13 protein-coding genes are annotated in these 21,665 nt (G+C 60.3%); 10 read left to right on the top strand and 3 right to left on the bottom strand.

All coding sequences use genetic code 11. The features are described from left to right. The first annotated feature begins 2 nt into the window (after positions 1–2). From LOY56_RS26130 to tagQ, 9 genes are all read left to right on the top strand, one after another. Positions 3–1,301: a DotU family type VI secretion system protein gene (locus LOY56_RS26130; RefSeq protein WP_258618238.1), complete on the top strand. Its 1,299-nt coding sequence runs from the start codon at positions 3–5 to the stop codon at positions 1,299–1,301. After that, positions 1,298–4,798 carry a type VI secretion system membrane subunit TssM gene (tssM, locus tag LOY56_RS26125; protein ID WP_258618237.1) on the top strand — a complete coding sequence of 1,167 codons (3,501 nt, stop codon included), beginning with the start codon at positions 1,298–1,300 and terminating at the stop codon, positions 4,796–4,798. The genes LOY56_RS26130 and tssM overlap by 4 nt, the downstream gene beginning before the upstream one ends. Next, on the top strand, positions 4,795–5,448 hold the full coding sequence (gene tagF / locus LOY56_RS26120) for a type VI secretion system-associated protein TagF (RefSeq protein ID WP_258618233.1): 654 nt from the start codon (positions 4,795–4,797) through the stop codon (positions 5,446–5,448). The genes tssM and tagF overlap by 4 nt, the downstream gene beginning before the upstream one ends. After that, positions 5,449–6,180, top strand: coding sequence for a PP2C family serine/threonine-protein phosphatase (locus tag LOY56_RS26115; RefSeq protein WP_258618230.1), 732 nt, complete (start codon positions 5,449–5,451; stop codon positions 6,178–6,180). Further along, positions 6,177–9,218, top strand: coding sequence for a serine/threonine-protein kinase (locus LOY56_RS26110; protein WP_258618228.1), 3,042 nt, complete (start codon positions 6,177–6,179; stop codon positions 9,216–9,218). The genes LOY56_RS26115 and LOY56_RS26110 overlap by 4 nt, the downstream gene beginning before the upstream one ends. After that, positions 9,218–9,934, top strand: coding sequence for an ABC transporter ATP-binding protein (locus LOY56_RS26105; protein ID WP_258618226.1), 717 nt, complete (start codon positions 9,218–9,220; stop codon positions 9,932–9,934). The genes LOY56_RS26110 and LOY56_RS26105 overlap by 1 nt, the downstream gene beginning before the upstream one ends. Beyond that, positions 9,934–11,130 carry an ABC transporter permease gene (locus tag LOY56_RS26100; protein ID WP_258618225.1) on the top strand — a complete coding sequence of 399 codons (1,197 nt, stop codon included), beginning with the start codon at positions 9,934–9,936 and terminating at the stop codon, positions 11,128–11,130. The genes LOY56_RS26105 and LOY56_RS26100 overlap by 1 nt, the downstream gene beginning before the upstream one ends. Then, entirely contained in the window at positions 11,123–12,850 is a 1,728-nt protein-coding gene (locus tag LOY56_RS26095; RefSeq protein ID WP_258618224.1) for a formylglycine-generating enzyme family protein, read from the top strand. The genes LOY56_RS26100 and LOY56_RS26095 overlap by 8 nt, the downstream gene beginning before the upstream one ends. Positions 12,851–12,934: 84 nt before the next feature. Beyond that, positions 12,935–13,864, top strand: a complete 930-nt coding sequence (gene tagQ / locus LOY56_RS26090; RefSeq protein WP_258618223.1) for a type VI secretion system-associated lipoprotein TagQ — start codon at positions 12,935–12,937, stop codon at positions 13,862–13,864. Between the two features lie 535 nt (positions 13,865–14,399). Here the strand turns inward: tagQ and LOY56_RS26085 are convergent. The 3 genes from LOY56_RS26085 to tssI all read right to left on the bottom strand — a co-directional run bounded on the left by LOY56_RS26085 (position 14,400) and on the right by tssI (position 19,354). Next, on the bottom strand, positions 14,400–14,735 hold the full coding sequence (locus LOY56_RS26085; protein ID WP_258618220.1) for a DUF2388 domain-containing protein: 336 nt from the start codon (positions 14,733–14,735) through the stop codon (positions 14,400–14,402). Positions 14,736–15,246: 511 nt separating this feature from the next. Further along, the gene (locus LOY56_RS26080) at positions 15,247–15,933 is read right to left on the bottom strand and encodes a DUF2931 family protein (protein WP_258618217.1); all 687 of its coding nucleotides are present in this window, start codon (positions 15,931–15,933) and stop codon (positions 15,247–15,249) included. After that, on the bottom strand, positions 15,926–19,354 hold the full coding sequence (gene tssI / locus LOY56_RS26075) for a type VI secretion system tip protein TssI/VgrG (RefSeq protein WP_258622901.1): 3,429 nt from the start codon (positions 19,352–19,354) through the stop codon (positions 15,926–15,928). The genes LOY56_RS26080 and tssI overlap by 8 nt, the downstream gene beginning before the upstream one ends. Before the next feature lie 735 nt (positions 19,355–20,089). Between tssI and tssA the strand changes: the two genes are divergently transcribed. Then, positions 20,090–21,646 (top strand): type VI secretion system protein TssA, encoded by a 1,557-nt coding sequence (gene tssA, locus LOY56_RS26070; protein ID WP_258618216.1) that lies wholly within the window; start codon positions 20,090–20,092, stop codon positions 21,644–21,646. The last annotated feature ends 19 nt before the right edge of the window (positions 21,647–21,665 follow it).

The raw sequence follows: 21,665 nt of genomic DNA, 5'->3' as shown, positions 1-21,665 counted from the left end.
CAATGAGCAACGACGATCGTACCCAATTCATGCCGACACCCGGTGGCCGTGGCGCCGACCCGCTCCGACCGCAGGCGGGTCGCGCCCAGGCCGCGCCGCTTTCGATGCCGGCCGCGCCGCTTTTGATCGGCACGGCCGAAGGTCTCAACCCCCTGGAGAGCGCCGCTGGCCCCTTGCTGGCGTTGCTGACCCGTTTGCGCAACACCATTGCTCACCCGGCGCCGGCGAGCCTGCGGGCGCAATTGCTGGCCTACCTGCGCCAGTTCGAGGAGCGCGCCGAGGCTGCCGGCGTATTGCGCAACGATGTGTTGCTGGCCCGTTATGCCTTGTGCACCGCCCTGGATGAAGCGGTGTTGAGTACGCCGTGGGGTGGTGCCAGCGATTGGGGCAAACAGAGCCTGCTAATCACCGTGCACAACGAAGCCTGGGGCGGCGAGAAGGTGTTCCAGCTGTTGGAACATTGCCTGCAAAGCCCCCGCGAACGTTTGTATCTGCTGGAGCTGTTGTACCTGTGCATGTGCCTGGGTTTCGAAGGGCGTTATCGGGTCATGAACGACGGTCGCAGCCAACTGGAAGCCTTGCGTGAGCGCACCAGTGCGGTCATCCGCGGCGCCCGTGGCGATTATGAGCGTGAACTGTCGCCCCATTGGCGTGGCGTTACCGTGGCCCGCGACCGGCTGGCGCAATTCATGCCGCCATGGATCGCCGTGGCCATCGGCGTGGCGTTGCTGCTGGCACTGCTGTTCGGGCTGCGCTTGAAACTGGCCGCCGATGCCGAGCCGGTGTTTAAAAATATCCATGCGCTGGGTGAGATCCCGGTGCAGGCCATCGACCGTCCGGTGGTGCAACCGAAACTGGTCGAGCGTCCACGCCTGGCGGGCTTTCTTGCCGATGAAATCAAGGCTGGGCGGATAGCGGTGGAAGACGCCGTTGACCGTTCAGTGGTGACCATCCGTGGCGATGAACTGTTCGCCTCGGGCAGTGCCAGCATCGTCGACAATTTTCAGCCGCTGATGCTGCGCATCGCCGATGCCATTCGTAAGGTCAAGGGCCAGGTCCGGGTGACTGGCCACAGTGACAATCGCCCGATTGCCACTTTGCGGTTTCCATCGAATTGGGCCTTGTCCGAGGCGCGGGCCACTTCGGTGCTGCAAATCCTTTCGGCCAAAACCGGCCAGCCTGAACGCTTCAGCGCCGAAGGCCGCAGCGACACCGAACCGTTGGCCTCGAACGCTACAACAGAGGGCCGCGCACGCAACCGTCGGGTCGAAATCACAGTGTTGGCGGAGGGGGTCGAGTGAAGGCGTTTTTCAGTTTTATCATCCGCTGGGTCATTCCGGTGCTGGGGCTGATCGCTCTGAGCCTGATCATCTGGTTTGTCGGGCCGCTGCTCGAATTCCTGGTGCCTGAAGGCCGGCGCTGGGCGCTGATCATTCTGCTGTTCGCGGTGTGGATCGCCTATCGAGTGTTTCGCATCATCCAGGCGCGCCGTCAGGCCGCTGAAGTGATGCGCAGCCTGGCGGCGCAAACCCCGCCGGACCCGACCAGTATCGCCACTGCTGAAGAACTCGAAACCCTGCGCCAGCGCATGGATGAAGCCCTGGCGTTGTTGAAGAAAGCCAAGCTGGGTGGTGACGAGCGACGTAACCTGTATGAACTCCCGTGGTACGTGATCATCGGCCCGCCGGGTTCGGGCAAGACCACGGCGCTGGTCAATTCCGGGCTGCATTTTCCGTTGGCGGCGCAGTTGGGCGCCGGTGCGGTCCGCGGCGTCGGTGGCACGCGCAATTGTGATTGGTGGTTTACCGACCAGGCCGTGCTGCTCGACACCGCCGGGCGCTACACCACCCAGGACAGCGACGCGACAGTCGATAAAGCCGCGTGGCTGGGTTTTCTCGGCCTGTTGAAAAAACAGCGGGCCCGACGTCCGATCGATGGCGCGTTTATCGCCATCAGCCTCTCCGATCTGCTGCTGGGCAGCGACACCGAGCGCGCGGCCCATGCCGCCGCGATCCGCCTGCGTATCCAGGAGCTGTATACGCAACTCGGCGTACGCTTTCCGATCTACCTGATGCTGACCAAGCTCGATCTGGTGCCAGGGTTCATGGAGTATTTCGATACCCTGAGCAAGGAAGAACGGACCCAGGTCTGGGGTATGACCTTTGCCCTGGACGACGGCAAAAACAATGACAGCCCGCTGGCCCATCTGCAAAGCGAATTCACCGGCCTGGAACAGCGCCTCAACGATCGTTTGGTGGAGCGTTTGCAACAGGAGCGCGACCCGGCGCGACGCGATCTGATCTACGGTTTTCCGCAACAGTTCGGCGCGTTGAAGGATTGCCTGCAAGGCTTCCTCGAGGGTGTGTTCAAACCCAACGCCTTCGAAGAGCGAGTGCTGTTGCGCGGGGTGTATTTCACCAGCGGCACCCAGGAAGGCAGCCCGATTGACCGGCTGATCGGCTCCATGGCCCAGAGCATGAACCTGGACCGCCAGCACCTGGCGCGCCAGAACGGCACCGGGCGCAGTTACTTCATTGAAAAACTCTTCAGCGCCGTGGCCTTTGCCGAGCGTGGGCTGGTGGGGGTCAATCCGAAAGTCGAACGTCGGCGCAAGTGGATCGCCCGGGGCGTGCTGGCCTCGACCGTGGCCCTGGTGCTGGTGGTCGGGACCTTGTGGTGGGTCAGCTACCGCGCCAACCAGGCATACATCGCGCAAGTCGATCAGAAAGTCGCGCCCCTGGGCCAGGCCGTGCAGAACCTCAGCCCGGCACAACGGGACGTGCTGGCGGTGTTGCCCTTGCTCAACGCGGTCAAGCATTTGGCCGACGACGCGCCGAGCTGGGCCGAAGGCCTGGGCCTGTATCAGGGCAACATGCTTGAAGCCGAGTCTGGCAGCGTCTATCGCAAGCTGTTGATCGCGGTCTTCGCGCCACGCTTGCTCACGCGCATCGAAGAGCAACTGCACGGTGGCGGCAATTCGGATTTCCTTTACGAAGGCTTGAAGGCCTACCTGATGCTCGCCGACAGCGAGCATTACGATGCCGACTTCATCAAGGCGTGGATCGCCCTGGACTGGGATCGCAGCCTGCCGCGCGACTTGCCGGGCGAGCAGCGCGCAGCCCTCGGGGAGCATTTGCAGGCACTGTTCGAGCGCCATCCGCCCACCGCACGTCTGGACACGCGCCTGATCGACGACCTGCGCCGACAGTTGCAGCAGCTGCCGGTGGCCCAGCGCGTCTATGACCGGGTCAAGCGGCAGAAACTGCCGGAAGGCATCCCGGACTTTCGTCTCAACGAAGCGGCCGGGCGCGATGCCGCGCTGGTGTTCAGCCGCAAGAGCGGCAAGCCACTGGGCGAACCCTTGAGCGGTTTCTTCACCGCCAAGGGTTACCGCCAAGGGTTTTTGCTCACCAGCCTGAGCCAGACCGGCACCTTGGCCGAGGAACAGTGGGTCCTCGGTAACGATCAGGCAGAACAACAGAACGTTGCAAGCCTGGCCGCCGACGTGCGCCGTCTGTATTTCCAGGATTACCAACGCCAGTGGGATGCCTTGCTGGCTGATATCGACTTTGTGCCGATCACTAGCGTGGCCCAGGCCGCCGATGTGCTGCGGGTGATTTCCGGCCCGACCTCGCCGTTGAAAAAACTGCTGGTGGCAGTGGCAAAAGAAACCGACTTGCAACAGGAAGAACGCCTGCTGGCCGCCAAGGGCGCACCGGTGGAGGGCGGGGTCGACAAGCTCAAGGAGCGTCTGGGCAGCTTGCTCGGCCAAGAGCAGGCGACACAAAACACGCCGGATGCCAGTGAAGATCCAATCACCGCGCATTTTGCCGGACTCAACAGCATCGTCAGCAAAAGCGAAGGCGAGCCGGCAGCCATCGACGGCCTTCTGGCCGACATGAACGCCCTGTATGTGCAGGTCAGCGCCATGGTCGGCGCCAGCGGCGACGCCTTGCTCGGCGAAGCCAAGAACCAGGCCACGGCGGCCGCGACACGGGTCAGCCTCAACGCCGAGCGTCAGCCGCCGCTGGTGCAGGGCCTGGTCAAGTCGGTGGTCAACTCCACCACCAACAGCATGATGGGCGGAGTACGCAATCAACTGAACGCGGCCTGGACCAGCGAAGTGGTGAACATCTATCGCCAGTCCCTGGCCGGGCGTTATCCGATGTCGCCGGGCAGTGCGCGGGACGCGACCCTGGACGACTTCGGCCAGTTCTTCGGCGTGGGCGGGGTGATGGACAACTACTTCCGCAAATACCTGCAGCCGTACGTGGATACCTCGACCCAGGCCTGGCGCTGGCAACCGGGCGCCGCGCAGAAGCTCGGCATCGCCCCGGGCGTGCTGCAAACCTTCCAGCGGGCAGCGACCATCCGGGATGCGTTTTTCCGTTCCGGCGGCACCCAGCCGATGGTGCGCTTCGAACTCAAGCCCGTGGCGATGGACGCCACCATCACCCAGTTTTTGCTCGACCTCGATGGCCAGCAATTGAGCTACGACCATGGTCCGAGCCGCCCCACCTCCATGCAATGGCCTAACCCCGGCAGCATCGGTGTGGTGCGGATTTCGATTATGCCGCCTTCGGCCAGCGGTCGTTCGGGCATTACCCTGGACGGGCCTTGGGCCTGGTTCCGCCTGCTGGAACAATCGGACCTGACCGCCGGCAACTCGCCGGATCGCTTCAATCTGCGGCTGCGGGTCGATGGCGCCAGCGTTTCTTATGAGCTGCGGGCCAACAGCGCCTTCAACCCATTCAAGAGTCGTGTGCTCAACGGTTTCAGCCTGCCGGAGCGGTTATGAGTACACCGGGCTTCTATGGAAAGCTGGCCAGTCGCGGGGACTTTGTCAGCCGTGGCTTGCCGAAGAGTTTTATCGACCCCTGGGATTCGTGGCTGGCGGCTGGCCTGCTCGCCAGCCAGACGAGCCTCGGCGAGCGTTGGCTGGACGCCTATCTGGTCAGTCCCTTGTGGCGCTTCATGGTCGCGCCTGGCGTGTGCGGGCCGGACGCTGCCGTCGGCGTGGTGATGCCGAGCATCGATCGAGTTGGCCGGTATTTTCCGTTGACCGTCGCAGTGCTGCTGGACCCGGATGCGGACCCGGCATCGGTGGTCGGCGGTGCGGATAATTGGTTTGAGCGGGTGGAGAACCTGTTGCTGAGTACGCTGAACGTGGAGGCCAGTTTCGAAGCCTTTGGCGCGCAGCTGGAGACCTTGGGCTACCCGATGTATCTGCCACGCACCCCGAGCAGCCGATTCGCCAGCCTGCATCGCTTCGATGCCACCGACCCGCAACGGCGGATGAATGCGCTCGCCGAGTCGGCCTGCGAAGGCTTCAGCCTGTGGTGGGGCCAGGGTTCGGAGCGCATCGCGCCCGGCTTGATGCGGTGCCAGGGCCTGCCGGCCGCCGCTGATTTTGCGCAATTTTTGCTCGGCCAAGAAGGTGTTGTGTAGATGTGTCCAAGCCTTGGAAAGACGTTCAAGTCTGCAAGCAAGAGCCATGTCGGCATGGTCCGCCAAGTGAACGAAGATGCTTGCCTGGACCGGCCGGAAAACGGTCTGTGGGTGGTCGCCGATGGCATGGGCGGGCACGCGGCGGGCGACTACGTCAGCAGTCTGATTGTCGACAGCCTGCGTAGCATTGCCGTGGGCCGCTCGCTGGATGAATACGTCTCTGCGCTGAAAACCGATCTGTTGCGGGTCAATGCCGCCGTGCGTGAAGAAACCGCCAACCGCGGCGTGACCATGATGGGCAGCACGGTGGTGGTGCTGGCGGCACGTGACTTGCGCGGGGTGTGCCTGTGGGCAGGTGACAGCCGCTTGTATCGCCTGCGTGACGGCCTGCTCGAAGGCATCTCGCGGGACCACAGTTACGTCCAGGATTTGCAGGACAGTGGCCTGCTCAGCGAAGCCGAAGCCCGGGTGCATCCGCGGTCCAATATTGTCACCCGCGCCATCGGGGTCCAGGCACAGCTGGAGCTGGCGAAGGTCGAGTTGCTGTTGAAGCCCGGCGACAGCTATCTGTTGTGCAGCGACGGGCTGACCAAGACCGTCGAGGACCATGAAATCGCCGAGGTGCTGGGCCACGACGACCCCGGGGAAATCGCCAGCAGCCTGGTGTCCCTGGGCCTGAGGCGCGACGCTCCGGACAACATCACCGTCATCGTCGTGAAGGTGCCTTCATGAACCTCACCGCGAACATTCTGATCCCGGGCTACGACATCGGCGATGAGATCGGCGAAGGCGCCATGGCCAGCGTTTACCTGGCGACCCAGCGCTCGCTGGAACGCAAGGTGGCATTGAAGGTCATGGCCGCCGCGCTGGCGGCCGACCCGAGTTTCTGCGAGCGCTTCCTGCGCGAAGGCAAAACCCTGGCGCGCCTGTCTCACCCGCATACGGTCACCATCCATGACATCGGCAATGTCGGTGAGCTGTATTACATGGCCATGGAATACCTGCCCAACGGCACGCTCAAGGAGCGTATAGCCGCTGGCCTGACACCAGAGCAAGGCCTGATCTACGTCCGCCAGATCGCCTCGGCCCTGGGCTATGCCCATGGGTTGGGGCTGGTGCATCGCGACGTCAAACCGGCGAATATTCTGTTTCGCGCCGATGGCACGGCGGTGCTGTCGGACTTCGGCATCGCCAAGTCTCTCGACGACCGCACTCAGTTCACCCAGGCCGGTTTCGCTGTCGGCACCCCCAGCTACATGAGCCCGGAACAGGCGCGCGGTCAGGACATTGACGGCCGGGCCGATCTGTATGCCCTGGGCGTGGTGCTCTACGAAATCCTCGTCGGCAAACTGCCGTATACCGGTAACGACGCACTCTCCACGGCCCTGGCGCATTTGACCGAACCGTTGCCGGAACTGCCAGTGCACCACGGTCGTTATCAAGAGGTACTGCGCAAGCTGTTGGCCAAGGATCCGGCCGAGCGTTACCCGGATGCAGCGGCGCTGTTGCAGGCGCTGGATAATTTGCCTAGGGAATCGGTTGAAGCGACCACCATCCGGCCATTGCCCATTCCGGTATTGCCGATTGCGGTGAGCAATGACCTGGCGGGACTGACGCCAGTGTCCATCGATATACCGACCGGCCCCGTGCAGCCACAACCTCGACCCAAGCCTGTTGCGCCAACGGTGAAGCCGACGCTGCACCCCACAGTCTCGGAGCCGCGCAAGGGGCCGGTGCTCGCACTCGCCGCCGTCGCGGTAGCCGTAGCGCTGGCCTTGGGCGGCGCGGGTTATTGGTGGCTGTCCGGTGACGTCGAAGCCGATGCCAAGGTGCCGGTGGTTTCACCGCCGGCCAGTGCGCCGCCGACCGTGGCGCCACCCGTAAAGCCCTTCGTGGCGACGGAGGTCGATGGCGGTCAGCGTCCGCTGCTGATGACCGGCAAAAAGACCTTGTTCCAGCGAGTACTCAGCAAGCCAGGGGCGAAACTCGCCAGCGACCCGGGGGCCACACCTGACAAGGCCTTGCCGGCGTTCTCGGTGCTTTACGTCTATCAGCGCAAAGAGGTGGATGGCAGCGCGTGGTTGCGTGTCGGCGCCGCCACCGACGGGCGCAGTGACGGCTGGTTGCCGGCCGCGCAAGTCAGCGACTGGAAGCAAAGCCTGGTACTTAAATTCACCGAACGCTCCGGCCGTGCGCCGGTGATGTTCCTGCGTCAGCCCGGTGACGTGGAGAAACTGCTGGCAGATCCGTCGACGGCAAAAAACCTGCTGCTCAAGGCCCAGCAGAATCGCGAAGACAACCAGCAGGTACTGGCCCTGGAACCGGCCGCCAGTGCGGTGCCGCAGAATCAGTTTTACCTGTTGCCAATTTTCGATTCGCGCGAGAGCTTCGATGAGAACGGCCAGTCGGTGCAGTTGCTGAACGTGGCGTCCATCGACCCTGGCAATGCGCCGAAGGTCACAGCCAACAACACGCCAATCACTACTGCTAACGCCGACGCGTTCCGCACCGCCGTGGTGTTGGTCGTTGATACCACCGTGTCCATGCAGCCCTACATCGATCAGGTCCGCGACGTCGTACACCAACTGCAAACCCGCATCGCCGAGCGGGGCGAGCAGGACAGTGTCAGCTTCGGCCTGGTAGGGTTTCGCAGCAGCACGCAGAAAACACCGGGTCTGGAATACGTCGCTAAAACCTTGATCACCCTGGAACAGGGCCGCGACCCACAGCGCTTCATGGACCTGGCGCGGCAGGTCAAAGCGTCCACGGTCTCTAGCCATTCGTTCAACGAAGATGCGTTTGCCGGTGTGATGGAAGCGGTCGAGGGCATGGACTGGTCCGGCTATGGCGGGCGCTTGATCCTGTTGGTCACCGATGCCGGTGCCTTGCGCAAAAACGACCCGTATGCCGCCACGCAAATGAACGAAGCCGAAGTGCGCCAGGCCGCGCAGGGCAAGCAGATCAAGATCTACGCCTTGCACCTGCTCAGCGATGCCGGCAAGAAAACCCATGGTGGTGCGCAAAGCCAATATCGCACCCTGACCGCCGACGCCAACCCGCAGATCGGCGACCTGTACATTCCGGTGCCGGGCGCCGATGTGCGCAAGTTCGGTGAGCGGGTCGACGAGATCGGTTCGGTGTTTGCCAATCTGGTGCATCAGGTGCGTGGCAACAAGCCGCAAACTGTGCCGCTGCTGAGCGCCGCGCCGAGCCTGACTGACAAATCGGCGGCCGTCGGCTACGCGATGCACATGGACTTCCTGGGGCGTAAAGCCGCCAGCCAGGCGCCGCAACTGGTCAGCGCCTGGACCGCCGACCGCGACCTGACCAACCCGGCACTGCCGGCGTTCCAGGTGTGCGTGATGCTGACCAAGTTGCAGCTCAACGACTTGCAGCAATCGCTGAAACTGATCGTCGATGCGGCCCGCAAAACCCAGACCTCGCCGAAGAATTTCTTCCAGGAAATCGCCAGCGCCAGTGCCTACATGAGCCGCGATCCCTCGGCCTTGCGCAAGGGTGGCAACCTGGCCGATGGCGGGGTTCTGGGTGAGTACCTGGAAGGGCTGCCTTACCGCAGCAAGTCGCTGAACATGACCCAGGATTTGTGGCTTTCGCTGAGCGTGGCCGAGCAAGAGGACTTTATTGACGAGCTGGATTCGAAGATCCGCCTCTACGAAACCTTCCACAACGACTTGGCTAACTGGGTGCGTTTCGGCGATGCCGAACCGGGTGATGCCTTGTATCGCGTTCCGTTGTCGACGCTGCCGTGATGCTGAACATGAGCGCAGTGCACAAACACCGGGGCGCCGGCCACCAACGCTACAGCCTGATGATTCCACGGCTGCAACTGCATGCCGGTGAACAATTGGCGGTGGTCGGTCCCAGTGGCTGCGGCAAAAGCACGTTGCTCGATTTGCTGGCGCTGGTACTGGCGCCGGATCAGGCCGGGCAGTTTGATTTTTCGCCCGGCCAAACCAGGACGGACATCACCCGGCTGTGGCGCGCTGATGCGCAAAGTGCCTTGGCGGACCTGCGTCGCCGGCACTTGGGCTACGTGCTGCAAACCGGTGGCCTGCTGGATTTTCTGGACGTGCGCGGCAACATCGACCTGTCGCGCAAACTGCTCGGCTTGAAAGACGACGGTAGCGTGGAACGCTTGGCCGGGGCGTTGGATATCGCCGATCAATTGGGCAAAAAGCCGGGTGATTTGTCTGTCGGCCAACGGCAACGGGTGAGTTGTGCTCGCGCCCTGGCCCATGGGCCACATCTGCTGCTGGCCGATGAACCGACCGCCGCCCTCGATCCGCTGAACGCGGAGCGCGTGATGCAGTTGCTGGTGACCCAGGCCCGCGAACATGGCGTGTGCTGCGTCGTCGCCACCCACGACGAGTCACTGGCCCGCGCCAGCGGTTTACAGGTGCGGCGCATCAGTTGTCATCGCGACATCGATGGCGGTGTCACCGCCGTTCTCGGGGAGGCCTGCTGATGCGCAGCGCGCTGGTGGCTTCTCTGGCCTGGCAGGATTACCGCAACGATGCGTGGCTGTCGGCTTGTTCGGTACTGGCGCTGGTGGCGGTGATCGCTCCGCTGCTGGTGCTGTTCGGCTTGAAATTCGGCCTGGTCAGCAGCTTGACCGAGCGCCTGGAAAACGACCCGGCCACCCGGGAAATCATTCCCTTGGGTGGCGGTCGGTTCAGTGCCGCGTTTATCGAACAGTTGAACCAGCGCAGTGACGTGGCTTTCGCCTTGCCGCGCACCCGGCAGATTGCCGCAACGACGGATTTGACCGCTGGCGCTTCGACCGTGACCGTCGAAATGATCCCCACCGCCGCCAACGATCCCTTGCTCGGCAGTCTGCCGGTGCCCCAGGGGCTGGGTCAGGTGCTGCTCAGCCAGACCACCGCCGAAAAACTCGGGGCCAAGGCCGGTGATTGGCTACAGGCCAGTTTTGGTCGGCAGGTCGCTGGTCGTGGCGAGGCTCAGCGCACTCGCGTCCAGGTGCTGCGTGTTCTGCCGCTGGAAGCCTTCGCCCGGGACGGATTGTTCGCGTCATTGGCGTTACTGGAAGCGGCTGAAGATTATCGGGACGGTCGCGCCGTGCCAGCGTTCGGTTGGCCAGGTGATGCGGTGGGCGTGACGGAGCAGCGGGTGTATCCGGCGTTTCGCCTGTACGCCAGTAGCCTCAAGGATGTCGAGCCGTTGCGTCAGTACTTCGCTGCACAGAATCTGCTGGTCTCGACCCAGGCCCAGACCATCGCCCAGGTGCAATCGCTGAGCCGCAACCTGTCGATCGTGTTCTGGATTATCGCCGGATTGGCCTTGGCGGGAGCGTTCGCGGCGATTTTTGCTGGCGCGTTGGCGGCGGTCGAGCGCAAGCGCCGAGCGTTGTCGGTGTTGCGCCTGCTGGGGTTTTCCACGGCGGCGTTGCTCTTGTTTGTGGTAGTGCAGGCACTGTACAGCGCCGGTCTTGCCGCCCTGTTGAGTGCCGTGCTGTATGGCCTGGCGCAATCGGGTCTGAACCATTTATTTGCGCAGGTGCCGGGCGAGTACGCCAGTCATCTGCTGGCGCGTCACTACGCGTTGGCCCTGGCGGCCGTGCTCGGCGTCAGCGCCGTGGCGGCCGTCTGTGGTGGCTGGCGAGTGGCGCGTATCCAAGCGTGTGAAGGAATCCGAGATGTATAAGTTACTGGGCGCCGCCGTGGCGCTGAGCCTGGCCAGCATGGTCTGGGCTGATGAAAGCACCGACAAACTGGACAACCCAAAGCCATTGCCCGATGACATCAGCCTGCCGCTGCCGTGCGAAGGGCAAATGGTGTTCCGTTACGTCTATATCCTGGCGCAGGGCACTCTGGACGACCGCGAGATCAGCCTCGGCTATCCATTCAGCGAGGGCGAGTCCGGTTATCAACAGTCGTTCATCTCCGGTTACCGCCGGGACTTTATCAACGGCCAGTTCACCCTCAAGGATCTGCCCAAGGATTGGGGCAAGACCATCACGCCGTTGATGCCCAAGACGGACGCCAAGACCCCGCTCAAACCGATGCTCTATTTCATCGGCAAATACGAAGTCACCGCCCGCCAATACGCCCAGGTCATGGCCCAGGCGCAATCGTTGGCCAGTGGCGAGCCGGCGCCGGCCTGCGAGGCATTGCAAGCCGAGGCCCCGCAAGGCATGGCCGGGCGTTTGCCCAAGGTGAAATTGTCGCGCTTCGAGGCCGAACGCTTCTCGGCGGTGTACAGCGCCTGGCTGATGAAATACCACAAAGACCTGCTACCGGTGAGCGGTCGCGGCACCTCGGCGGAAGAGGGCGGGCTGGGTTTTGTGCGCTTGCCGACCGAGGTCGAATGGGAGTTTGCTGCCCGTGGCGGGCAGGCCGTTAGCCGTCAGGACCTGGAAGGGCGTCTGTTTCCCCGGCGTCTGGAAGGCAGCGAAAGCGATGGACCACTGGCGGACTGGGCAGTCTTCAATCAGGTCGCCGGTGGCACCGGCCAGGCAGCGCGCCTGATGCCGATCGGTACCAAACTGCCAAACCCCATCGGCCTGTTCGACGTGATCGGCAACGCCGCCGAGATGGTCCAGGAGTCCTTCCAGCTCGTGCACGCCGGACGCCGCCAAGGCACCTACGGCGGCTTCGTGGTCAAGGGCGGCAATTACCTGGAAGGCGAGGGCACCTTGTTCTCCGGGATGCGCCGCGAGTACCCGCTGTTCGCCGCCGACGGCACCGAGCAAAACAACGAAACCACCGGCTTCCGGGTCGCGATTGGCGCGTTGTCGGCGCCACGTTCGCGCTACAAGGAACTGTTTGCCCAATGGCAGAAAGAAGGTCGGCTGGCTTCGCTGACCGATGCCATCGACGACGCCCAAGACCCGACCAAACGCCTGGACAGCATCATCGCCGCCAGCGTCGACCCGCGCCTGCAAGCCGAGTTGGGGCTGGTCAACGAAGAGCTCAAGCGCAACGTCTCGCTCATCGCCCAGCAGCGCGAGGAAGCGGCCGGCAACCTGATCCAGTCGGCGGCCCTGGTGGCCGAGACCATCAACAACTACAACATTCGCCTGACCAATTTACACAAGAGTCGCCAGCAGGCCGTGGATGCCAAGGACGAGGCCAGCGCCAAGCTGTTCGCTACCGCCATCGACAATGGCCGCAGCGCGCTGGACGGCGCGGTGGCGATCTACATCGACAACCTGGCGACCGGCACGCGCTACACCGATGCCGTGATTCAGGCGCAGTTGCAACGCATCAAGGAAGAGTTGGAGCGCAAGCCGGTACTGGGCAAAAGCCTGGTCACGCGCGCGACGTTATTCGTTCGCCATGTCGGTGATTATCGTCAGCAACGACGAGCCGACCCGGCGGCGATATTGAAGGAATTGCTCGCATCGAGCGCTCAGCGGTCTTGATCGTTCGTTGTACAGCGAGCTTGGAAGGGGCTCAGGCGGCGGTGGGCCGTGCTGAGCTGGTCAAACTTAAAAGAGAACACAACTATGCTTTCCTCCCGTAAACCTTTTGCTTCGCTTTCCAAGCGTCACTTGCTGCTGATGGCCGTCGGCTTCAGCACCGTACTGAGCGGTTGCGCCACGTCGCCGACCTCCAAGGTCGCCTCGAGCACCAAGGTCGAGTACTACCCCAACTGCTACGAGCCGGTGCAGCACCTGCGTGCCACTGATTCGAACATGACCAAGTCGGTCGTCACCGGCGCGGCCGTCGGCGCTGTCGGCGGAGCACTGCTGGGCGCCCTGACCGACTCCGAGAACCGTGGCCGCAACGCCGCCATCGGTGCGGCGGGTGGTGCCGTGGTGGGCGGCGCGGCCGGTTACTACACCGAGCGCCAGAAGCAGATCGCCGATGACAACCAGCGCATCGCGTCCTATGCCTCCGACGTCAACAAAAGTGCCGCCGATATCGACCGCAGCACCGTGTACGCCAAGACCTCGCAACAGTGCTACCAGACCGAGTTCACCAAACTGGTCGCCGACCGCAAGGCCAAGACCGTCAACGACACCGAAGGCCGCAAGCGCCTGGCGGAAATCGTCGCGGGCCTCAAAGAGTCCAACGACCTGATCGTCGCGGTAAACGGTAAAGCCAGCGAAGACCTGAACAACTACACCCAGGCCTACGAAAAAGACCTGCAACAAGTAGGCGTGCAGCGCACCGACGTGGTCACTGTGGCAACCGCCGACATCACGCCGGTCGTCGCGCCGACCAAGAGCAAGAAAGCAGTGAAACCGGCGAAAAAACCGGTGCTGCCAACCGTGCCGAAAGAAGCGGTGACCACCGAAAAAACCCTGCAGACCGCCAAGGCCAAACAGGATGAAAGCAAGCAGGTCGCCAGCGCCGGCACCACTCAGGTCAACAGCATGTGCAAGAACCCGGACCTGGGCGACTGGGCACCGGTGCCTTGCCCGAATGTTTGATTGAGTTTCTGTAGGTCTTTGATCATTCCCACGCTCTGCGTGGGAATGATCTGTACTGGCTACACCTTGGCGCTATGCGCCGCCATCTCCTGCGCTTGTGAATGATTCAGCGCTCGCGTCATCAACAATGCACCCCATCGGCCATGCGGCTGAGCGCCAAGTTGTCTGGCCAGCCTGCGGGCTTGCCCTTGTTGTCACTGGGAGTGTGTACCGAAGCAATCCCGGAGCCGGCTCTTCGTGAAACGCGCTTCTGGATATCCACGACGTCCGCTGTTTCAATCCAGGGCCAGTCAGGAAAACCGCATCCTTGTGGGAGCGAGCTTGCTCGCGATGGCAGCATTACATTCACATCAATGTTGACTGAACCTCCGCTATCGTGAGCAAGCTCGCTCCCACAGGTTTAGCACCTTAACTGACTGGCATTAGTGGCGAGGGTGTTTTTCATTGACCGCATCGTCAGTCGCGTTTGTATTTTCGTGTGGCGGATCAGCTGACTCGGTTCTGTTGTTTGGCGAGAATCGCCACCGTCTCCGGCTCATCCATAGTCAGCTAATACCATGTGGGCAAACTTTTTCTTACTTGGCTGAAGATCAGCGTGCTGCTCCAAGTGCGCGCGCCATGCGGATTCAAGCATGGGTCCATCGAAATCGCCGTCGGAAGCAATATAAGCGGCGGCATCGTCCTTCACCGCCTGGACGTAGTGTTTAGAGAGGCCATTCTTGGTGGCGTCCGACGTCGAAACAAACGGCCCGACCGTTGTGAAGAGCAACCCAAATCCAGTTGTTGCCGAGTAATCAAGGGGGCCGAATTCGCAGCGACCATAGCGGCAAAATTCAGCCCGAACAGAAGCGCTAGCTACGAGTGTGAGCATGGCGACCCAATAGCACCCAAATGCCACGGACCATTTTTTATTGTGTCGAGTAGCCATAATCTGATTGAACTCCCTGTTTATAGGCGCGCGCTGCCTTGAGCGATGTGCCGCACCAACTCAACATTGAGTGTGCCTGTGCAAGTAACGAGGCAGAAAGGTACTTCAAGACCAAGGAGACCAAATCAGACGCGTCCTACATGTGTTCCGGAAGCAGGGAAGATAACTGTGTTGGTTTCTATGCTCCCAACTGTGTGCTCGGGACGAGAAACCCCGATGGGGAGGAACACGCCATCAGGGTTATTTACTGCTTGGTGGGTTATCCGACCTGGTTCTCTTCTTACGATCAGTGATACGAACCAAGTTACCGACCGGCCCCAAGGCGCACAAGCCGGCGGATTCTGGCGTAACTGTAGACAACGGCACAAGGTGTTGTAGCTTGCAGGACGTAACTTTGAGGTGTTTTAAACAGGCGTTGTCGGGCGGTGTTTAACCATCGAAAATGTTTGCATGCCTACCAACTGCCATAGGGAATTCCGAACTTGTCGATGTAGGCTTTTGATTCTTCTGAAAGCGGGCGGTGTTTCCCGTTGGATGTGCCCCCGTAGGGGCCTTTGGGACTGATCGTGCCTTGGACTCGGGTGACTTCGGTCGATTGAAGACAGGCCCCACCCAACCACACTTTGGCGACTCCTCCTGGCGCCAAGCCGACAGTCAAAAACTTTCGGTAATCGGTTTTCCATTTGCCTACCGCACCGCAAAAAGCTGCTTCATCTTTAAGCATGGTGTTTCGCGCCGATTGGGGGATCTCGATGTAGGCCTCGTAGGTCTGCGGCTCTGCCATGGACTGCCAGCGCACATAGACCAAACGAGGCAGGTCAGCCCCCGTTACATATCGCCCCTTTCCTGTTGGATGCTCAAACCAGCCTTTTGCATCGCCCTTGAAGAGAGCGGGTATGCCTTTACTGAGCCCTCGGGGATAGCCAGTCGAGGGGATTCCGCTACCGGCACCCCGGAACACATGGTCATTGATGTCCACGACGTCAGCGGTTTCAATCCAGACCTCCATATAGTCTGGGTTAAAAAAATTGAGGCTCCACGCGTCGTAAGGTAATGATCTGCTTTCGTAAGAGGCACATCCTCCTAATAACGCGAATAGCAGCGCACAGCCGGTCTTAAGCATGTATGAGCGCTTACGCATCGGAATGCACCGCGCGCTTATAGTTTTCCGCAGGTCGATTAATAAACACGATGTTCAGATCGCTGTTGTTCCAGCCTTTGGCAGCATTCCAGTTGGCAGACAGATGGATGTAGCGGCGGTAGAGCAACTCCTCTTCGTCGAGGCTCAGGTTCGTGCGGCGAGTTTCGCCCAACGCATAAGCCATCAGTTTTTCGGCAATCGGTTTCAGCTCTGTCGGTAATGCGTACGTTTGATCCTCTTCGTCAATAACCTTGAACGGGACGTCGTGCGCGGCCCCCAACTCGCGCATGATTCGCAGGTAAACCAACGCCAGATCGTTGCGCACAGTTCGATGGCTGCGTACTGCTGCATACACATTTTTCGACCTGGATCTGTCGCCTTTTGCGTTGTTGGTTACCTCCACCGCCCAGGTTTGCACCTCCAGTGCAAGCCCATACAGGTTAAGTTGATCCTGAAGGCGACCTAGCTCTTGCTCAGCCCAACGATAGGCGGTTGACGCTGTGGAAGGCACGGAAAGTTCCATGTCGCGGCTGCAGCGCGGCTTGCTAAGCAGAACTCGTTCAATGAAGTTTGGTATATACCCTCCACCCAAGTCGGAGTGGACGCCGGGCAGCTCGATGTCGGCAGCACCGGCGTTGTTGAGCGAAAAGTTGTGGCGGCGCTCGTCCCGAGCCACCAAATGCACGACTTTTTTTGCGATGTCAGGTGCAAGGTACAAATTGACGCCGGGGTTGTTTGCATTGTGAGCGCTGACGTCGCCGTCGGAGATGCTTGCTATGGCGGCAACAGTGTCGAAGATGCCGATAAAGTTGATGGAGACATCGGTGTTGGTGCGCCAGGAAAAATCCTCGGTAAACAACGTCGCATTGGCGGGTAGCAGCGCTGCCAATGGATTCTTTTCTCCCTTTTGTACTTCATTGGCAAAATGCCGCGCAGCTGCGGCACCGCGACTGAAACCGAAGATATCGAACTCAACACGTTCAACTTTTCGATCAAGATTAGACAGTTTGAAATGCTCGACCCTTTCAAGAATTAGTGCTGGGCTCTGCGCAACACGCGCCAATACACCGTGTGCGCCGACGCCTGTTGCTAGCGAAAAACGTGAATCCCCTTCACCACTGCTAGTACCAATGCCATCCAGATAAACGGGGATGAAACCTATGGTTTCTTCATCATCCAATTGCCGCTGGCTGTCATCGGTATACAGCTTATACAACTTCGCCACATTACTCGCGTCATTCCCATAGCTGTTATCCGGCGTGTTCCCCAAACCGTCATACCCATGCGCCTGACAAAACCGCTGAATATCCTCAGCCTCATCCAGCAAATTCACATCCCGCGCATAACACCCTGCGACCTTCTCACTGTTGGACCGGTTATTCCCGGTCCCATCAAAAAACACCCCAATCCGCAAAGTAATCCCTTCCTCTTCGACTTCTTCCTCCTCTTCCTCCAGCTCATCCGTTTCATTTTCTTCTGATGGTGGTGGCTCAGGTGCGACGGATACCAACAACCCCGCTGCGGCCCCCTGCAGTAACGTATGTGCCGCAGAACCCGGCTTTGGAGCACTGCCGAGCTCAATCGCGTGACTGCTGAAAATACCGTCAGGGTTAAGCACGATGTGCTCACCGCCGACTTTTATGGAAATGCTCTCACCCGCTTCTATCACAAGGTGTGTGCCTGCCTTGATATGCACGTGCTCACCCGCTTCGACGACCAGCGTTTCATCGACTCTTGTGTGGCGGTCGCCTTCGACATGCAGGTAGTCGCTGGCGTTAACCTGAATCTTGCGATCCGACGTGACAGTGATGTGCTCTTCAGCCCCTACCACTCTAATGCTGTCGCCCTTGATGGTGACTCGACGTTCATTGCCTACTTCCAGCCGACTGTCGTTTCCAACCTTCTGCTCCATATCCCGCTGAGCACGCAGGTAGATCAACTCCTGCCCGGCGCGGTCTTCAATCGACAGTTCGTTGTAACCGCCTGTGCTGGGGGAGCTTTGGCTGCGCAGCACCGTTTTGGTTTTGTTCTCGGGCAAGGGGTAGGGCGCGGGCATGACCTTGTTGATCAGGCATCCGGTTATCAGCGGGTTATCGGGGTTGCCTTCGAGGTAGGTGACGAGGACTTCCATGCCAATACGCGGAATGGTCACCGCGCCGAAATTGTCCCCCGCCCAGCCGGACGCCACCCGCAGCCAGCAACTGCTTTTTTCGCTGTTGTACTCAGCTCTGTCCCAATGGAATTCGACTTTGACGCGACCGTATTCGTCGCAGTAGATCTCTTCACCGACAGGTCCGGTGACGCGAGCGGTCTGGCAGTTCAGCATCGGCCTCGGTGCGGGCATTGGTGGCCGATAAAACACGTCCCACGCAATCGCGCTAAAGCTGTTGCGGTAGCCCTGGGTAAAACCGTCCTCGGGTTCGGTGGCGTTTGTGATTGACTCTTCTAGCACCTGGGGGCTTTTTCCAGTGTGGGTAACACTGAGCAGCAGCCATAGATCGTTGTACGTTTCGTGTGGGTGTTCCCTCAGCCCGAAAAAGTGGCCACTGCGCAGCGTTGGCTCGTCGCTTTCACCTTCTGCCAACTGATAATCGACTCGGTGCCGTTCCAGTGCCTGTCGGGCCAGTTGTTTGCCGAGTTTTTCACTGCCGAAATAGAGCGGGTAACCATAGTCTTCAAGCTCGGGACTGAACCCAGCGGTAAAGCGAGTTTCCAGCAACCGACTGGGGCGGTTCAGGTCGTAGTCGCGGCGGGTGACTATGCTGGGGCGGGTGCTGAAACCCATGGATAACTGACTGACCACCGGATGCTCCGCCACCATGCCGGAGTCTTGCCGATACGGCGTTTCGCCCAACGTGGGGAAGCAGGTCTGGTCGTCGGTGAACACCAGCAAATGGCCTTCCCGAGAATGCTGGTGATGCCACGCAATGCCGTCCTCGGCGCACAACCTCCGGACGAACTCAAAATCAGTTTCGCGGTATTGGGTGCAGTATTCGCGCTCGGGACTCGTTTTGACGTGGAAGGTAAATGCATCGGCCTGGATGCCATGCCCCTCGAGTACTTGAGCAATGATTTGCGGCACCGTCTGGCCCTGGAAAATCCGCTGATCGTGGCAGAACTGCAAGTAGTACAGCGCCGGTACCAGGTTCACGCTATAGCGGGTCAGGCGTTTGCCGACATCGCCCACGGACACCGCTACGATGTGGCCATGAATACCTTCGCCGTTAAGGCCGAATTGCAAAAATGCAGGTTGGCTGAGCAGGCTCTCCAGATCGATATCCGGGTCCTCGCTGACCAGATCGACCTTAATGGAATACAAGGCGCTGATGGTTTCAGTGCCTTCAAAGGCCAGCACTTTAAAGTCGTTGTGAACCGTTGGGATCACAAGGGTGAATTGAGGGGCATTAGCTGGAGCGAACATGCGCTTATCCTTTTGCTTTTTTAGCTCGTCCTTAAGCTGAGAGAGGAAATGAATTGCGGTGCCCAAGCCATACGGGATCCGGGCAAGCGCGAATTACCGGGCACGCTAACAAGGCGTCAAAAGTATTGATGTAGGAAGGTTCTTGAGAACAAGTCCGAAATTTCCGCATTTCAAAATAATGCGACGGCGACCGAGAGGGGCGTGAAGTTATGTCGGAGTCATTAATAAAAACGTGAGAAGGCGCAGTTATGGGCCGGTCCGTTGCATTGGGGAGGTCAAATCCATACAAGTTCCGTCAATATGATGGCATTTTAATTGTCAGTTTCCCTTGGCGTTTTATTCGAAGATTTACGTACATTTCGGAATGATCCTACATTCACCCTATTATTTTTTTGGCATCCTTCGCACCTGCCTCAGGAGCGAATCGACAATGAATACGGCAATGATTATGCGTGCTTCGAAGAAACGGCTCTATTTCGATGGTTCTGGGCCGATTGGCTGGCTGGTGAACTAATAATCCGGTTTCAGGGATTATCCTTGCGCCATATAGGGAAATTTCCTACGACCAACAGAGAAGACGCTGTCTTGTTGTTAACGCCATTGTTGTGGTTGGGATGCGCGACTTTAAAGAGCACGAACTCAATTGGATGAGATTCATCGCAGCTCTTTAATACTGTCCCGCGTCATTGCAACTCCAATTGGCCGTCAAACTGTAATCCTAATTGAAGGCCACGGATGTCTTACTCCAGCAAACTTTCTGCCCATTACCTTGAACTCGTAAAAACCTCTGTTTCCACAGAGAATTTCGCGGGCGAGGACGTTCGTTTTTCGAGCGAATACGAGGCATTGGAAAGCGAGCTGGGCAAAGCCCGATCCATGCACGAAAGCGGTCAGATCGACTGGCAGAAAATCCGCGAAAACAGTGAAAACCTGCTGCGTAGCCAGTCCAAGGATTTGCGTGTCGGCGCCTGGCTGACCTGGGCGCTGTACCAGCGCGAATCTTTTCAGGGGCTGCTGGCCGGCCTCGGTTTGTTGCACCACCTCTGTGAAAACCACTGGGCCGAGATCCACCCGAACAAGGCCCGCACCCGCGCTGCCGCCATCAGCTGGTTGGTGCCGCGTCTTGAGCAGGTGTTGAACGAAAACGTCGCGATCAAAGAGCAACTGCCGCTGTTCCGCCGTCTGGTCGAACACCTCGAAGGCCTCGACGCCGCCTGCACTGAACACTTGGGCGACGACGCGCCATTGCTGCTGCCAATCTCCCGTCGCTTGAAGAACATGGTTCAGCGTGCCGCCGACAATCAGCCGGAGCCCGGCGTGGTGGGTGCCGCGGTGGCTCAGGTCAAGCAGGCCGCGACCCAGCTGTTCACCCCCGGCGCACCGATCGACAACGAGAAAGAAGCCCACAAGGCCCTGCGTGCCCAGCAGGAAAATGCTCGTCCGTTGTGCGCCTGGTGGCTCAAGCAGAAAGCCACCGACCTGCGCGCCCTGCGCCTGAATCGCACGCTGCTGTGGCTGCCCATCGATGCGGTGCCCGAGCGTAACGCCGAGCAGATCACCGTGCTGCGCGGGCTGCCGGCCGACAAACTCAAGGCCTGTCAGGACCGCTACGACCAAGGGAAATACGCTGATCTGCTGGTGGAGCTGGAGGCGAGCCTGGCCAAGGCGCCGTTCTGGTTCGATGGCCAGCGAATGGTCTGGGAATGCCTTCAGGGGCTGAACGCCGAGATGGCGATGCGCGAAGTGGAAATCCACTTCGCACTGTTGGTTCAGCGCCTGCCCGGCATCATCGAATTACGTTTCCATGACGGCGCGCCGTTTGCCGATCCGGCCACCCGCGTCTGGATCGGCGCCCATGTCATGCCGCATCTGCAAAGTGCCAATGCGCCGCGCAAGATCGCAGTCGCCGATACCCAGCCGGCCTGGGAACTGGCCCTGGAAGAAGTCTTGCCGATTCTGCGCAAGGATGGCCTCAAGGCCGCCGTGCAGATCCTCAAGCAGGGCCTGCAAAGTGCCCAAGGCGGGCGGGTCCGATTCTTCTGGCAGTTCGCCCTCGCGCGGCTGTGTTTCATGGCCAAAAAATACGAACTGGCCAAGACCCAACTCGAAACCCTCGACCAGACGTTACAGGACTCAGGCCTGTACGCCTGGGAGCCCGATCTTGCGCTGGAAGTACTGCATTTGCTGCATAGCTGCTGCGAGTTGTTACCGCAGAACCATGCAGTGCGTGAACGCAAGGAAGAGATTTATCGCAGGTTGTGCCACCTCGATCTCGAAGTGGTACTCGAATAGGCCGCAGGGCCACAACCGC

The sequence above is a fragment of the Pseudomonas sp. B21-048 genome (assembly GCF_024748615.1).
Taxonomy (GTDB): domain Bacteria; phylum Pseudomonadota; class Gammaproteobacteria; order Pseudomonadales; family Pseudomonadaceae; genus Aquipseudomonas.
The sequence above is the reverse complement of the archived record's forward strand: the minus strand, read 5'-3'. Positions and strand labels throughout refer to the sequence as shown.

Coding starts and splice junctions, on each gene's coding strand:
- LOY56_RS26130 (WP_258618238.1), top strand. CDS start 3: ATGAGCAACGACGATCGTACCCAATTCATGCCGACACCCGGTGGCCGT.
- tagF (WP_258618233.1), top strand. CDS start 4,795: ATGAGTACACCGGGCTTCTATGGAAAGCTGGCCAGTCGCGGGGACTTT.
- LOY56_RS26115 (WP_258618230.1), top strand. CDS start 5,449: ATGTGTCCAAGCCTTGGAAAGACGTTCAAGTCTGCAAGCAAGAGCCAT.
- LOY56_RS26110 (WP_258618228.1), top strand. CDS start 6,177: ATGAACCTCACCGCGAACATTCTGATCCCGGGCTACGACATCGGCGAT.
- LOY56_RS26105 (WP_258618226.1), top strand. CDS start 9,218: ATGCTGAACATGAGCGCAGTGCACAAACACCGGGGCGCCGGCCACCAA.
- LOY56_RS26100 (WP_258618225.1), top strand. CDS start 9,934: ATGCGCAGCGCGCTGGTGGCTTCTCTGGCCTGGCAGGATTACCGCAAC.
- LOY56_RS26095 (WP_258618224.1), top strand. CDS start 11,123: ATGTATAAGTTACTGGGCGCCGCCGTGGCGCTGAGCCTGGCCAGCATG.
- tagQ (WP_258618223.1), top strand. CDS start 12,935: ATGCTTTCCTCCCGTAAACCTTTTGCTTCGCTTTCCAAGCGTCACTTG.
- LOY56_RS26085 (WP_258618220.1), bottom strand. CDS start 14,735: ATGCTCACACTCGTAGCTAGCGCTTCTGTTCGGGCTGAATTTTGCCGC.
- LOY56_RS26080 (WP_258618217.1), bottom strand. CDS start 15,933: ATGCGTAAGCGCTCATACATGCTTAAGACCGGCTGTGCGCTGCTATTC.
- tssI (WP_258622901.1), bottom strand. CDS start 19,354: ATGTTCGCTCCAGCTAATGCCCCTCAATTCACCCTTGTGATCCCAACG.
- tssA (WP_258618216.1), top strand. CDS start 20,090: ATGTCTTACTCCAGCAAACTTTCTGCCCATTACCTTGAACTCGTAAAA.